Source organism: Bacteroides sp. AF20-13LB (assembly GCF_003603065.1).
Taxonomy (GTDB): Bacteria; Bacteroidota; Bacteroidia; order Bacteroidales; family Bacteroidaceae; genus Bacteroides; species Bacteroides uniformis.
Window position 1 is genome coordinate 224,844 of sequence record NZ_QTMH01000006.1, and the last position, 14,999, is coordinate 239,842.

At 50.8% G+C, this 14,999-nt stretch carries 11 protein-coding genes; 3 read left to right on the forward strand and 8 right to left on the reverse strand.

Going from position 1 to position 14,999, the window contains the following annotated elements:
* Positions 1 to 7: 7 nt before the first annotated feature.
* Entirely contained in the window at positions 8 to 2,791 is a 2,784-nt protein-coding gene (locus DWX62_RS08950; RefSeq protein ID WP_120172763.1) for an ATP-binding protein, read from the reverse strand.
* 234 nt (positions 2,792 to 3,025) lie between these two features.
* Between DWX62_RS08950 and DWX62_RS08955 the strand changes: the two genes are divergently transcribed.
* Positions 3,026 to 5,731, forward strand: a complete 2,706-nt coding sequence (locus DWX62_RS08955; RefSeq protein WP_081028757.1) for a TonB-dependent receptor — start codon at positions 3,026 to 3,028, stop codon at positions 5,729 to 5,731.
* A 119-nt stretch (positions 5,732 to 5,850) separates the two neighbouring features.
* The gene (locus DWX62_RS08960; protein ID WP_117877855.1) at positions 5,851 to 7,032 is read left to right on the forward strand and encodes a hypothetical protein; all 1,182 of its coding nucleotides are present in this window, start codon (positions 5,851 to 5,853) and stop codon (positions 7,030 to 7,032) included.
* A 121-nt stretch (positions 7,033 to 7,153) separates the two neighbouring features.
* Here the strand turns inward: DWX62_RS08960 and DWX62_RS08970 are convergent, their stop codons facing one another.
* From DWX62_RS08970 to DWX62_RS08990, 4 genes are all read right to left on the reverse strand, one after another.
* Positions 7,154 to 7,579 (reverse strand): hypothetical protein, encoded by a 426-nt coding sequence (locus DWX62_RS08970; protein WP_005835201.1) that lies wholly within the window; start codon positions 7,577 to 7,579, stop codon positions 7,154 to 7,156.
* Between the two features lie 335 nt (positions 7,580 to 7,914).
* Positions 7,915 to 9,192: a mechanosensitive ion channel domain-containing protein gene (locus DWX62_RS08980; protein ID WP_009037162.1), complete on the reverse strand. Its 1,278-nt coding sequence runs from the start codon at positions 9,190 to 9,192 to the stop codon at positions 7,915 to 7,917.
* 27 nt (positions 9,193 to 9,219) lie between these two features.
* Positions 9,220 to 10,233 (reverse strand): DUF4435 domain-containing protein, encoded by a 1,014-nt coding sequence (locus tag DWX62_RS08985; protein ID WP_009037163.1) that lies wholly within the window; start codon positions 10,231 to 10,233, stop codon positions 9,220 to 9,222.
* Positions 10,234 to 10,244: 11 nt separating this feature from the next.
* Positions 10,245 to 11,075, reverse strand: a complete 831-nt coding sequence (locus tag DWX62_RS08990; protein WP_009037164.1) for an AAA family ATPase — start codon at positions 11,073 to 11,075, stop codon at positions 10,245 to 10,247.
* 139 nt (positions 11,076 to 11,214) lie between these two features.
* On the opposite strand from DWX62_RS08990, the gene DWX62_RS08995 reads away from it, so the two are divergent.
* Positions 11,215 to 12,126: a DMT family transporter gene (locus DWX62_RS08995; protein ID WP_009037165.1), complete on the forward strand. Its 912-nt coding sequence runs from the start codon at positions 11,215 to 11,217 to the stop codon at positions 12,124 to 12,126.
* Positions 12,127 to 12,142: 16 nt separating this feature from the next.
* On the opposite strand, the gene DWX62_RS09000 is transcribed toward DWX62_RS08995, so the two are convergent.
* The 3 genes from DWX62_RS09000 to DWX62_RS09010 are packed head-to-tail and all read right to left on the reverse strand — an operon-like array spanning position 12,143 to position 14,978.
* A complete protein-coding gene (locus DWX62_RS09000) occupies positions 12,143 to 12,727 on the reverse strand; it encodes a Crp/Fnr family transcriptional regulator (protein ID WP_005824006.1) in 585 nt (194 codons plus the stop codon).
* A 24-nt stretch (positions 12,728 to 12,751) separates the two neighbouring features.
* Entirely contained in the window at positions 12,752 to 13,855 is a 1,104-nt protein-coding gene (gene meaB / locus DWX62_RS09005) for a methylmalonyl Co-A mutase-associated GTPase MeaB (protein WP_005824008.1), read from the reverse strand.
* 49 nt (positions 13,856 to 13,904) lie between these two features.
* Positions 13,905 to 14,978, reverse strand: coding sequence for a DUF1573 domain-containing protein (locus DWX62_RS09010; RefSeq protein ID WP_016274130.1), 1,074 nt, complete (start codon positions 14,976 to 14,978; stop codon positions 13,905 to 13,907).
* Positions 14,979 to 14,999: the final 21 nt, after the last annotated feature.

Sequence of the window (14,999 nt, forward strand, 5' to 3'; positions counted from 1 at the left end):
TTCCATACTATACAATCGGCAGCACAAACCAAAAGCATGAGCCTTTCCCCGGTTCACTGTCCACACCGATTGTGCCACCCAACTGCTCTATAATGCTCTTGCTGATAGAAAGCCCCAGGCCGGTGCCATGCACAAACGTATTCAGCTTTATAAAACGGTCGAATATCTGAGCCTGCATTTCCGGCTCAATGCCAAGGCCCGTATCGGCCACATAAAAACGCAAATGAGTTTCATCCACCTTATTATATCCTACACGTATACTTCCCGCAGTGGTGAACTTGATGGCATTGTTGACAAAGTTGGCTATGACCTGATTCAAACGGTTACGGTCACTGACAATCCGGCATTCCGGCAGATGACGGTCGAAGAGAACTTCCACACCCGGTTTAGCCTTCATCTTCATGAAGCGCACGATGTCCTCACACAGCATGTTCACGTCCAGCTCTTTTTCCACAAAGTCAAATGTCCCGGCCTCTATCTTGGACAAATCCAGTATGTCGGAAATCAGCTGCAACAGCAGGTCATTGTTTTCTTCAATAATCGCCATATACTGCCTTTTTTCCTCCATGTCCCCGGTCTCTCCCATCAGACTGGAGAAACCGACAATCGCATTCAGGGGCGTACGTATCTCATGGCTCATATTGGCAAGGAAGGCACTCTTCAGACGGTCGGCGGTTTCTGCCTTCTCCTTGGCTTCAATCAGCATAGCCTCCGTCTCCTTCAATTCCGTAATGTCATAGTTGACGCCTATCAGCTCTATTTGTCCGTTCTCCGGTTCAAACAGATTGACAACCACATTGGTACGTACCCAGTTCCATTTTCCCTTTTCGCCCGGACGCTCAATGCGCATCTCTCCCTGGAAATGTTTGGCTTCGCCCACACGGGCCTTACTGAAGAAATCAAGCATCCTCCTGCGGTCACTGGGGTACATCTTGCTGTATATTCCCACGACATCTGCCAATTGGGTATTCTCGTCCTCTCCCATATTCTTATACCATTGCTTGATGGCATAGCCTTTCCGGTCGAGCAGGTTCAGCTTGGCATAACCTACCTTCGCATAATCCGATATAAGCAGGAAGAAATTCTCGAAATCACAGATACGGCTCATGGCATCAATCCGTTCCGTATTGTCGATGTTATTCATGGCATAGCCGGTAAAGTTACCTTTACTGTCATACACCTTGCTCACTTTCGTATAAAGATGTATCACATCCTTCGGCTGTTTGGAAGTGGAGTAATACCCTTCAGTCCGGTCGAAAGCATAATTCAGGCGAAAGTCGACCATATCCTCAGTCTGTATACGTTCTGCCAATTGGGCGGACACATTCGGGTTCTCGAATAAGTTCACTCCAATGACATCCTGTTTGTCACGGACCCCGAATATCTCCATATCCTTATTGTTGATGTCTACCAGGAATCCGTCTTTGTCATAGATTTCCACCCCGGCCGGTATATTGGCAAAGATATTCTTGAACAGTTTTTCGCTATGGTCCAAAGCCAGATGAGTCTGTACCGAGTCTGTCGTATCGAGGAATAACGCCACCACTTCATTCTTTTCCGGAGAGTATATCACCACGTGGCAGTGCTTGTTGGTAAGCTCAAAACACATGTCCATTTCCTTATGTGTCCCGGTGTTCACTATCTCAAGCAGATATTCCAGTCTGGGGGCCGCCTCCCTTGAAAAGGACGAGGCTGTCTTGCCGATAAACGTCGACGCAGGTTTTCCCAGAAAATCGGCAAAGATAGAATTCGCATCTGTCACATAATACCCGTAGGGATTGTCCTTTTCATCACAGACAATGGACATCCGCACATACCCCAAAGGCATATAGCGGAACAAGTTGCTGAGGAAAGTACGTTCGCGCACAGCCTCATCCTTCGTTTTGCGCAACTCTATGCAAATGCTGATGACATTTGCCAACGAACTAAACCATTGGTAATCCTCGTTAGTCCACATTCGGGTACGGTCCACCAAATCAATGCCCATATATCCCCACACCTGGTCATTGGCAACCAGCGGAGTTACCATCAAGGACTTTATATTCTGTCTCGCCAGAATTTCATATTCGGCGTAAGCGTGCTCCGGCAGTTGCCCCAGCGTTTCCAGCAGAACGGGCTTTTGTGCCATAATCTGTGACGTCCACCACGGCAGGCTGTCAGCCTGAACTCCTTGAAGCATTTCTTTCTCAGGAGCCACTCCCGGAGCCACCACCTCGTATGTGCAGCTCTGGTACCGGCACTTCTCATCATATTGGAATATATAGACACGTCCGCCGCGAAAGAAATCAAGAATATCTTTCAGTATGTCGTAAATGCCCGCACTTATATCCTCGTCTTTCAGGAAGCGGAATAGGGAATGGGATATTGAGGTCTGCCGATAAAGTAAATCGTTCACTCTTTGCAAAGCCTGCTTCGCAGCCTCCTCCTTCGGCATCTCTACGCGCTGCAACACTCCGAAAGCCTTCAATGTACCATCCGGCAAATGCTCCTTATACCCCACGCGCGAGTAGACCCAGACCACTCCTTCAGTAGAATAGATAGGAAACGTCTGTTCATAGACCTCCATATTCTGAATGGCAAGGAACTCCCGGCTGATACGCGTCCGATAGTCTTCGCGTATCATTTTACCGAAATCCTCAAAGCTCAGGTATTCCCCTTCCAAGCCTAACAACTTACAGACATATTCGGAGCAGAGATACTGCCTTGAAGAAAAATCAGCCTCCCACCAACCTATCCGGCCAAGAATGGAAAGGCGCCGGAAACGTTCACTATCGTCACGATGAACAGCCATATATTTATCAATATTGGTTTGAGATACAAAAATAGCCATAAAACTCTAATAAGCAACCATTAGAAACCTTTTTCGTCCCAAGCAGCCTATATATAAGGATAACAAACAATCCGGAAGAATGTGCGGTAACCAAATCGTAATAGATTTGAAAATGAAACGTATGCTCCATGTATCACCGGTGTAATGTCATTGCCTCATCTTTGCAGCGGATTAAAAAACGTACAAAGAAAAGAGATGAGCATGAAATTAGACTTGGGAAAGATTTTCTTCCTTATTTTATTCCTCACACTTTCCGTCATGGCTGCCACGGCGGGAACCGTCAAAGGGACAATCACCGACCGACAAACCAAAGAGCCGCTGACGGGAGCCACCGTGCAAGTAAGCGGAACAGCACAAGGCGCCGTCGCCGATTTGGATGGTAACTATACACTGGAGCTGAAGAACGGGACCTATACCCTCACCGTCCGTTACATCGGCTACAAAGACATGACGATGAACGCCGTAGAGATAAAGGGTGAAACCGTGCTGAACTTCGACATGGAGCCGGACACGCAAACCTTGGGCGAAGTGCAGGTCACCGCCAAGAAGAACCTCGAAGGCGAACGTGCCTTGCAAATGGAACGGCAAAAAGCGACCCTCGCCATCGAGAACCTCGGTTCCAAAGAGATGTCCCTCAAAGGCATCGGCAATGTGGAAGAAGGAGTAAAGAAAATAACGGGTATCTCCATCGCCAGCGCCGGACAACTTATCGTCCGCGGACTGGGCGACCGCTACAGCACCACCACGCTGAACGGACTGCCCATCGCCTCGCCCAACCCGGACAACAAGCTGGTGCCGCTCGACCTGTTCCCCTCGTCCACCGTACAGAACATCACCGTCAGCAAAGTGTATGACGCAGCCGCCTTTGCCGACTACAGCGGTGCGCACATCAACATCAGCACCAAAGAAAACATACCGGAAGATTTCTTCCAACTGAGCCTCAACACGGGCGGGAAGTTCAACACCTTAGGCAAAGACCGCTATCAGATGGACCGCAGCGGTTCGCTCTTGAAGACACCCAGCGTAGACGCGGCCGCCCTCGACATGCCCTTGATGGAGTTTGACAAATACGTGAAGACCCACAATATCTTCGATACCTCCTTTGCCGCCAGCAAGAAGAGCTCGTTGCCCGAACTGGGTGGAAACCTCGGTTTCGGCAAGAACTTCGGTATAAGCAACCAGACACTCAGCCTGCTTGCCTCCTTCAGCGCCAGCAACGGCTACCAAAACATGGAAGATGCCTTCTACAAGACACTCGAAGCCACTGGCACCGTGCAGGACGACTTCTCCTACGACAGCTTTGCGCAGGAACTGAAGCTCGCCGCCCTCGGCTACCTGGGCTACACCTTGCGCCGGAGCGACCGCATAGGCTACACTTTCTTCTACGCCCGCAATGCCATCGACACCTACCAACGCCGCGAAGGTACTGATGCCGAAGGACACGAGCTGACCGGCAGCAACAACATCATGCACATATACACCCTGCAAAACCATCAACTGAACGGAATCCATAACTTCGGCGAGGGCGACAGGTGGCAACTGACCTGGGGAGGCTCGTACAGCAAGACCGGCAGCGAAGAGCCCGACCGACGGCAAGTGATGTACGTCAAAGACAACGACGGCAGTCTCAGGCTCTTCAAACTGAACCGCCAAGAGACTATGCGCTACTTCGGCAGCCTGGACGAAGAAGAGTGGAATGCCAACCTCGCCATGCGCTGGAAGTGGAACGACACCAGCCACCTCAAGCTCGGCTTCAACTACAAGGACAAGAACCGCGACTACAACGCTACCCGCTTCTACTACAACCTGAACAAACTGAACCCCGTCATCACCGACATCTACAACACCGACGGCTTCCTCAACCAGCAGAACATTGCCGACGGACAAATCGTGGTACAGCGTGTGATGCAGCCCAAAGACAGCTACCGCGCCGGAAACGAAATCTACTCCGCCTACCTGCTGACCGACTTCTATCCCACCGAAGCCCTCTTGGTGAACCTCGGCCTGCGCTACGAAATGAGCAAGCAATGGGTGCGCTACGCCAGCGACGGCGGCGACTGGTACTCCCGTCGGCGCAATTTAGACAAGAACGACCTCTTCCCCGCCCTGAACCTGAAATATGCGGTGAACCCCACCAACAGCATCCGCTTCTCTGCCTCGCGCACCGTCACCCGTCCCTCGTTCATCGAGATGGCCCCCTTCCTCTATCAAGAGTCCTACGGTTCGGCACAAATCCGCGGTAACGAAGAGTTGCAGAACGGTTACAACTACAACTTCGACCTACGTTACGAACGCTTCGGCAAGGACGGCGACATGCTCTCCGTGACCGGCTACTTCAAATACCTCGACAGCCCCATCGAACGCATCCAAGACCTGCAAGGCGGCGCCACGCTGCACAGCTTCAAGAATGCCGACAACGGCATGGCTGCCGGCGTGGAGCTGGAGATGCGCAAACGGCTCGTCAAAGACCTGCGCCTAGGCGCCAACATCAGTTACATGTACACCAACGTGAAGCTGCCCCAAGGCGGTGCCTACACCAACAAGGAACGTTCGCTGCAAGGCGCATCGCCCATCCTTGCCAATGCCGACCTCACCTACTCGCCACGCTTCGGCGAAGACAGGCAGCTCAACCTCGCCCTGCTCTACAACCTGCAAGGCAGCCGCATCCATGCGGTAGGCGTGTCGGGTCTGGGCGATGTCAGGCAACAGACGCTGCACACGTTGAACTTCAGCGCCGGATATAGCCTGAACAAGCACTTCAACCTGAAGCTGCAAGTGAACGACCTGCTGAACCGCGATGTCATCTTCAAGCAAGATGTGCCCACCACGGGGCAGGAAATGGAAGTGGAACGCTACCACAAGGGAACGAACTTTGAGGTGGGAATAAGCTACAACCTATAAAGCCCCCGCCCTCCCCCTGAAGGGAACGGAGAACACTCTTTGACAAACAAGCAGATTTAAGAGAATCAATCTGAATGACAGACAGATAAATTGGATATAACAACTAAAACAATTGAATTATGAAAACAATGAAATGGAAATTCTACTCTCTGGCCTTTGTAGCCGGAATGTCTATCCTCACCGCTTGCAGCAGCGACGACAACAACGACAATGACGGTAACGGCGGCAACGGAAACGGCAATGAAATCGAAAACGGTACGATATTGAAAGGTACCATCACCTCCGACGTGACCCTGGCTGCCGGAAACACCTACAAGCTGAGCGGCGAATACATCGTAGAAGAAGGTGCCACGCTCCACATAGAGGAAGGCGTGAAGATTATCGCCGTCTACGATGACATCGCAGACTACATCCTCGTGAAGCAGGGCGGTAAAATCAACGCCGTAGGCACGCCGGACAAACCCATCGTAATGACCAGCGAAAAAGAAGAGCCGGGCGCATGGGGAGGCATCCACATCTGCGGACGCGCCCACACCAATGCCGAAGGCGGCAAGGGAAGTTCTGAAATAGGCGGTGCCGTTTACGGCGGCAACGATGATGCCGACAACTCGGGCACGCTGCAATACATTCGTCTGGAATACACCGGCTTTGCCTTCGATGAAGAGCACGAAGCCAACGGTATCTCTTTCTACGGCGTAGGCAACGGTACCATCGTGGACCACTGCCAAGCCTACAAAGGTTCCGATGACGGCTTTGAGTTCTTCGGCGGCTCGGTAAACGTGAGCAACCTCGTAGCCGTAAGCTGTAGCGACGACTCCTTCGACTGGACCGAAGGCTGGAACGGCAAAGGCACCAACCTCGTGGCTTACCAAGAAGCCGAATCCACACTGGGCTACGACTGCGACTGCCTGATGGAGTGCGACAACAACGGCAGCAACAACGCCGCCACTCCCGTTGCCCACCCCGTATTGAAGAACCTCATCCTCGTCGGCAACGGCGGCAGCAAGCAAGGCATCCGTCTGCGTGCCGGCACGGAAGTGGAAATAGACAACGCCAAGGTCTGCGGCAAAGGCCAACCCCTGACCGTGGAAACCGCCCTTACCGAAAACGCCCTGAAGAACGGCACTTCCAAGCTGACCAACATCACCCTCACCTCCGAGCTGAGCTGCAAAGAAGGCATCTACACCCATGCCGACTTTATCGCCGTGACAAGCAACAAGGTGGACGCCAACCTGAGCTATAGTTCTTTCGAGGACATCAAGAAAGAATGCAGCTGGATGAACGGAAACTGGGTGAAGTAAAAAAAAAGAAGCACTCACAAGACTATAAAGAAACACACAACTTCTTCAACAGCGTACCCCTCGAATGCCTTCCGGCTTCAAGGGGTACGCGCTGTTTCAAGAAAGAAACTAAAAGTACCGTTTACTTCTTCTTCAGCTCCTTCTTCAATTCCTGAACCTGAAAGCTGAACAAGTCCAGATGACGGCAAACGCGCTGCATGAAACTGCCTGCCGCCCTGAAGCAGATACGCGAAATGCGCACTTTATCTGCCGTACAGTCCTCTATCCGTTCCACCGGTTCGCTGGTGATGGAGGGAAAAAAGTTTCCAAGTCCCTTGATGTTCACCGTGCGTCCACTGGCCAGATAGTCCGCTATAATATCCGGCAGTTGCACCAGCACGGACTGGGCATCGCCCACCTGCAGGGAGCTGACAAAAGCCAGCCTCTTGGCCAGTTCGTCATTGCTCACCGGTTCCGGCTGAAGCACTTTTGACGCCGCGTAGTAGCGCACCACTTCCTTGTCTCCACTCTTGTCCACCTTCTTGCGGACCACATAATTCATTGACATACCAATCTTTCTTTATAATTAGGTTCGTAAAAAACGAAAGATATTCCCGCCCGACGCGAGGCACACCTACAACTTGCATACACAAAGCCTATACCTTACGGTAAAGACTCCGTGACCGAATACCTTTCACTATATGACTGAATACCTAAAACACCCGGATGTATTGCCCCAAAACATGGGGATGTTTTCACCCAAAACACCCGGATGTAATACCCCAAAACATGGGGATGTTTTGGGAGAAAAGATGGGGATGTTCTGACCTTTCAGTATAGGGTTCAAAGGTAATGACTCCCTATGAGAAATACAATAGATATAGGCCTTTTTGATGGTCGGAATCAAGCTCCTTTTTCTTCGGAAGCAGCAGGCAGTACCCGCTGGAAATCTCTGCCGGACGGAGACTGGAATACCTGCAAATCGAATTCGGGGATGATTGCCAGCACATGGTCGAATACATCCGCCTGCACCCCTTCATAGGGCACCCAATCCTTCAGCGCACAGAAGAAATAAAGTTCTATCGGGATACCGCGGTCGGTAGGCTGGAGTTGGCGCACCATGCAGGTCAGTTCCTGATTTACGTCGGGAAGACTTTTCAAATAAGCCGTCAGATACGCCCGGAACACCCCCAGATTGGTCTGGCGGCGTCCGTTGACGAGGATGGAGTTATCGATGCCGTTTTCCACATTGTACTTTTCAATCACTTCCTCCGTCTGCTCCACATAATCTTTCAGTAGCTGTATCTTGCGATATTTTGCCAGCATCTCCGGGGTGCAGAAACGGACGCTGGTCATGTCGATATTGATACTGCGCTTCACTCGCCGCCCACCGCTCTCGCGCATGCCGCGCCAGTTCTGGAAGGAGTCGCTGACAAGCAGGTAAGGAGGGATGGTGGTAATGGTATTGTCCCAGTTGCGCACTTTTACGGTGTTCAACGTTACCTCTATCACCGTACCGTTGGCACCGTACTTGGGCATCTCAATCCAGTCGCCCACCTTCAGCATGTCGTTGGCCGAAAGCTGCACACCGGAGACAAAGCCCATAATGGAATCCTTGAATACCAGCATCAGGATGGCTGCCGAAGCACCCAATCCGGCAAGCAGCGAAAGCGGGTCGCGGCCTATCAGTTCGCCCACGACCACAATGCCGCCCACCAGCCATAGGATGACTTGCATAGTTTGCAACATCCCCTTTAAAGGGCGGTCACGAAATTGCTCCTTCTCACTGTATACACTGTAAACAGCCTTCAGGAACGAGTTGACGAAACTCAGGAAAGTAATGATGATGTAAATAAGGCAGATACGCCGGATAAAATCCATTGCCGATGAACCGACTTCGACAAATGCCAATGGAACAAACAGATAGATGATAACGGGAGCCACCATGCGGCTGAGGTGCACCATCACTTTACGGTCGAATACGATGTCGTCCCACGTAGCCTTGGTCTTCTTCACCAGTTGTGCCACTACCTTCAGCAGGATTTTCCGGCATAGGGCATCCGCCAGGAAAGCAACGGCAAGTATCAGTGCGAAGGCAATGAATTGGTCGAGCATATCAGCCCGGGAAGGGGATATGCCCCACCCGATTAAAAGGTCGTCTATCTTCTTCAATATCTCCATAATCGTATGTTTATCATAACGGCAATCTTATCTACGCGACTGTTCCTCCCGCTCGAGGAACTCCATAATGTCTTCTTTCAACCACTGATAAAGATAAAGGTTCTTGTAGCCGCTGTTTTTTTTCAGCATCACGGATACATTGACCTGACTGTTCTCATACCCCGTCAGTTCGTTGCGGAACTGTTCGTTATGCTCTGCCAGGCGCTTTATCTCCTGCTCGCGTTCACGACGCAGCACCGTACATACCGGGATAAGGATTTTCAGCACTACACAATCCATGATATGGTGTCCTTGGATATAAAGATAGGTATTGTCCGGAGTCAGTCCCAAACGTTCCAACTCCGTGCCCAGCTGCTCCACCCGGTCGATGTAGCGGGGGAAACGGGCTTGCAGTTCGGACAGCTTTGCCGACACCGTCTTTTGCATCTCGTCCAGACTACGGTAAGGATGACGCAGGTTTATCTCCTGCAGGCGCACGCAGGCGTTGAAGTCGTACATCGGGAAGGTATGCGTGTCGTGCTGGCGGTAGAACCAGACATTCCACAGAAACAGCGGATAGGCAATCTGCGAATAACGCTTCAGGAAAGCGGGGAAGTCCAGGATATGCCGGTCGTTCAACGTCGCCTGCACACAGACTTCATGCAGACTGTCGGCAAAGCAGTGGAAGTTCTCGATGGCATAACCGTAAGTCTGGAAGATATAGGGACTCTTGTTTATCCTATGCGACACCTTGGTGGCACCTTGCAGCAGGAAGTCGTAGTCGCTGTCTACACACGCTATCAGGCTGCGCCCCAGTTCCGATGTGTTCAACGTATTCATCAGCACCATCTTCTTGCCCTTTGCCAGGGAGGTGGCCGAGGGAAGCATCACTTGAAAATAACGTTCCTCATTCTCGAACTCAGACAGCAGCGTCCGCCAGAAAGCGATGTCGTCATAGCTTTCCACATACGCCACTATGCGCCTGCGTGCTCTCTTGGGGGACAACTTGCGGGCGGCATCCAGATAGGCGGAAGTAAGGTTATGTCTTAGGGAAGTGGGCACTTGGGTAGGAATTAAGGATTAGGGATTAGGGATGAGATTTCGCTGACTTCGGTGACGGCATCCAGCCAGCCTTCCATGATGACTGCGGGCGAATGGGTGGTGAGGATAAGCTGCACATTGGGATTCAGATTGCGTATCATGCCGATAAGCTTCTGCTGCCATTCGATGTGCAGGGAGGCTTCCGGCTCGTCCATGAAGAGTACGCAGTGGTCATCGTCACGCACCAGCACGGTCAGCAGGATGACCAGCATCTGCTTCTCGCCCGAAGACAGTTTGTAGGGCAGCAGGCGTTCACCGTTCTGATAGAAAACGATGTCGTTGCTTTTGCGGTCTATCGTCTTATGGGTATAGCTGAAAAGCTCGTCAATCATATCCTGGAACTTCCGCTTGGGGAGGGAAAGGGAGGGAGCCAGGCTACGCTGCTCTTCATCACCGCTGAGCAGTTCTATCATCTTGTTGCCGATGTTCACCTGATAGTCCAGATAACGGCGCTGGAGCAGATAGAGCTGCCAGTCCAGTTCCGACTTCACGTTGGCATCGGCCATGCGTGCCGTAAAGTCGCCCATGATAAGGGGACGGTCGTAGCTGCGGATTACATCATAGGGGATAAAGGTGGCTGCAGAATTGTCGAAGTAGACGTGTACGCCGTTCTTCTCGTCACTCTTCACTTCACCCGATGTCTGTTCCAGATAGTTGACCGAACGGTTCAGGATAGTGGTTTTCCCCACTCCGTTGATGCCGGAAAGTATATTGACGTCAGGACGCAGGTCCCAGGCAATATCGTACCGATGCCACAATCCGTGTATTTCGATACGCTTGATGTAATTGGCTTGTACTTCCATGGTTTCTTGCTTTAATTAGAAGCAAATATACACGATAATCTCTTATTTCTACGCCCATGAACCAGAAAAATCATATAATGAAAGATTTTCTCTTTTCAGAAAATAGTTGTTCTTTTGCACCCGCAAAGAACAAAAGAGTATGAACAAGAACATTCAAGGGCATCTGTTCGCCCTTACCGCAAATATCTTATGGGGCTTGATGGCACCTATAGGCAAGTCAGCTCTGGTAGAGTTTTCCGCGTTGTCAGTAACCACATTCCGCATGGTAGGCGCAGCCGCCTGCTTCTGGCTCCTCTCCTTATTCTGCAAACGCGAACAGGTGGACCACCGGGACATGCTGAAGATATTCTTCGCCGCACTCTTCGCACTGGTATTCAATCAGGGTGTCTATATCTTCGGACTCTCCATGACTTCGCCCATAGACGCCTCCATCGTTACAACCACGCTGCCTATCGTCACCATGATAGTGGCTGCAATCTATCTGAAAGAACCGGTCACCAACAAGAAAGTGCTGGGCATCTTTGTAGGGGCTATGGGAGCATTTATACTCATCATGAGCAGCCAGACCACCGGTGCCGGCAATGGCAGCCTCATCGGAGACCTTCTCTGCCTGCTCGCCCAAATCAGCTTCTCCATTTATCTGACCGTATTCAAGGGGTTGTCGCAAAAATACTCTCCCATCACCCTGAACAAATGGATGTTTGTCTATGCCTCCATGTGCTACATCCCGTTCTCTTACCACGACGTGGCTGCCATACAGTGGAGCGAAATATCTACAGCCGCCCTGCTGCAAGCGGGATATGTGGTTGTGGGAGGAAGCTTCCTTGCCTATATCTTCATAATGAGTGCGCAGAGGCTGTTGCGCCCCACTGTGGTGAGCATGTACAACTACATGCAGCCCATCGTGGCCTCAACCGTTGCCATCATCTTAGGATTGGGAGTGTTCAATTTGGAAAAGGGAATAGCCATAGCCTTGGTATTCCTGGGAGTGTACATCGTGACACAAAGCAAGTCACGCAAGGATTTCGAGAAAGAAGGGAAAGCCGTATAAAACAGCCGTTCCACCGTCACAGTACTCCGGCACGTACCCGGCTCAGAGACTCGGGAGTCATTAACAGATAAGATGCTATGTGATTGACTGAGGCACGCCGGGCTATCTCCGGATAATCCCTGACGAAGCGCGCATACCGCTCGCGTGAGGTTTCGAAACGCCAAGAGTCTGCTTTATATTGGGAAAGCATTAAAGACCCCTCCAATAAATGGCGAAGCAGACGGGCTATATGCAGATAACGCTCAGAGAGTTCGACCAGTCCTGCATACGAAATGCTCCAGATGACGCCTTCCTCCAAGGATTCCAGCTGAAGGCAATTACGGCGTCCGGTGAAAAGGCTGACGATACACATAGCGCCGTCACCGTCGCAGGCAAAGTTCTCTGTAATGTCCCGGCCTTCTTTGAAATAGAACTGGCGAAGCAGTCCTTTCTCTACAAAAACAATATCCCTGGCTATATCTTTCTCACTAATCAACAGTTCTCCTTTGTGCACCTCACGGCGTACAAACAAACCGGCAATGAGCTCCAGCTCCTCAGAAGGGAGTTCATGAAGGCGGCGGGTAAACCGCCGCGCCACTTCCATGTTGTTTTCCTTAGTCATCGATATAGAGAAAGGGATATGCCCCTATTTCTTCAGTTCTGCAAAATAGGTGTCCAGCAAGTTCTTGGCAGCCACAAAAGAAGTCAAGTTGCCCTGTAGCACTTGTTTTTCCTTGCCAGTCAGCATCGCTTCAATCTGCGGATTGTGGTAGAAGCTGTCGCGCAGCTGTTCGTTAATGGTCTCGTACATCCAGTATTTGCTTTGCTCATTGCGGCGGTATTCAAAATAGCCGTTATCTTTCACAAAGTCAATGTATTTGTAGACCATATCCCACACTTCTTTTACACCAAGATTATAGAAACCGGAATAAGTCAGCACTTGGGGTGTCCAACCGCTCTCCGGAGCCGGGAAGAGGTGCAGCGCATTACGGAACTGCGTTGCTGCCAGTCTGGCCCGCTCCAGATTGTCGCCATCAGCCTTATTAATAACAATGCCATCGGCCATTTCCATGATGCCGCGTTTGATGCCTTGCAACTCATCGCCCGTACCCGCCAGCTGTATCAGCAGGAAGAAGTCTACCATAGAATGTACGGCAGTCTCACTCTGCCCCACCCCTACCGTCTCTACAAATATCTTGTCGAAACCGGCAGCCTCACAAAGCACAATCGTTTCACGCGTCTTGCGTGCCACGCCACCCAGCGAACCGGCAGAGGGACTGGGACGTATAAAGGACTTGGGATGAACGGAGAGCTTCTCCATACGCGTCTTATCACCGAGAATACTGCCTTTGCTGCGTTCACTGCTCGGGTCAATGGCAAGAACGGCCAACTTGCCGCCGTGTTCCTCCAGTACATGCAAGCCAAATACATCAATAGAGGTACTTTTACCGGCACCGGGCACACCACTGATACCCACACGGACGGAGTTGCCCGAATAGGGCAAACACTTCTCTATCACCTCCTGCGCCACAGCCTGGTGCTCCGGTTTCACACTTTCCACCAGTGTTACAGCCTGGCTGAGTACCGTAACATCACCTTTCACTATACCCTCCACATAGTCTGATACGGAAAGCTCGCGTTTCTTCCGCCTGGGACGGTTCTTCAAGTAAGGATTGACCGATGAAGGTTGCTCAATGCCTGCATTGACAACCAAGCCTTTATATGCTTCATTATTTTCGGGATGTTCCATGGCGAGTTGTGAGTTATAAGTTATGAGTTATGAAGGACTTTACGACTTCTTATTGTTTTGCTTTAATGTTGATTTCAACTTTCGGCTGCATCGGGTCATTGGTAATCATCAGCAGACGCAGATGACGACGCTTCTTGCCTATATTCTTCTTCACTACCGTTACCCGCAGGCGAGTGCTTTCACCGGGTTGCAATACACTCTTCTTGAGGTTAACTCCCACTGCCGGGTGGAATACCTGGAGCTTGTTTATCTGTAAAGGAGAACGCCCAGTATTGGTAATGGTAATATCTTGACGTGCTTTTGACTTCTTGGCCAATATCGCACTCATATCAACTTCTTTGGTAGAAAGGTTGATGGCAGGAGCATTTGCCTTCTCCACTTCCGTCATTCCGGAGAAATCCGGTAAAAGAATGGCAGAAACGGGAATTTCGTTTTCATCGCCCACCTTGTCACCGGAGAAGCGAGAAAGATAGACCGACGCTTGAGTCAGTCCGAGGTCAGTCAGTCTTTCCGAATTCAATGTAAGTGTAATCACTCCTTTTTCTCCCTTTTGCAGCACGTTAGGTTCTACTTTTGTCTGCAAATAAGGGGGCAGATGCATCAGTACCGGTTCATAAGGACGGTCGGAAAGATTGACCACGCCGATATGAATCACCGGCTGCTCACCATGCTGAATATCGGGAAAATCGAGGCTGTTCTTGTCAATACGTATCTGACCGATAAGATAAGGGTGCGTCTTGGTAAAGTCCTTGATTTCCTGTACTACTTCACCATTGAACTTCAAATAGACCAGATTGGGTTGCGCATTGCTGTAAATAGCCACGGATTTCTGGAAATGTCCCAATGCCTTGGCATCAAAAGTCACATTCACCGTTCCTTTTGCCCCCGGAGCAATAGGCGTTTTTGTCCACTGGGCCACGGAGCAGGCACAATCCGGCTCCACTTCTGTAAGCACTAAAGGCTGGTCACCCGTATTGGTGATGGTATATTGCACAGTCACGGGATGCTTCCATTCTATCTGGCCGAAACTGTACATCTCTGTATTCGAGGTAAAACGAGCTTGCGCTACAGCAGTCAATACCACACTTGCAAGCACATATAAAGTTATCAATATCCGCTTCATCTATTTTTCTTAATATCAAGA

Bases quoted from the DNA above. Each gene is read 5' to 3' on its own strand.
- DWX62_RS08950 (WP_120172763.1), bottom strand. From the start codon at position 2,791: ATGGCTGTTCATCGTGACGATAGTGAACGTTTCCGGCGCCTTTCCATT.
- DWX62_RS08955 (WP_081028757.1), top strand. From the start codon at position 3,026: ATGAGCATGAAATTAGACTTGGGAAAGATTTTCTTCCTTATTTTATTC.
- DWX62_RS08960 (WP_117877855.1), top strand. From the start codon at position 5,851: ATGAAAACAATGAAATGGAAATTCTACTCTCTGGCCTTTGTAGCCGGA.
- DWX62_RS08970 (WP_005835201.1), bottom strand. From the start codon at position 7,579: ATGTCAATGAATTATGTGGTCCGCAAGAAGGTGGACAAGAGTGGAGAC.
- DWX62_RS08980 (WP_009037162.1), bottom strand. From the start codon at position 9,192: ATGGAGATATTGAAGAAGATAGACGACCTTTTAATCGGGTGGGGCATA.
- DWX62_RS08990 (WP_009037164.1), bottom strand. From the start codon at position 11,075: ATGGAAGTACAAGCCAATTACATCAAGCGTATCGAAATACACGGATTG.
- DWX62_RS08995 (WP_009037165.1), top strand. From the start codon at position 11,215: ATGAACAAGAACATTCAAGGGCATCTGTTCGCCCTTACCGCAAATATC.
- DWX62_RS09000 (WP_005824006.1), bottom strand. From the start codon at position 12,727: ATGACTAAGGAAAACAACATGGAAGTGGCGCGGCGGTTTACCCGCCGC.
- meaB (WP_005824008.1), bottom strand. From the start codon at position 13,855: ATGGAACATCCCGAAAATAATGAAGCATATAAAGGCTTGGTTGTCAAT.
- DWX62_RS09010 (WP_016274130.1), bottom strand. From the start codon at position 14,978: ATGAAGCGGATATTGATAACTTTATATGTGCTTGCAAGTGTGGTATTG.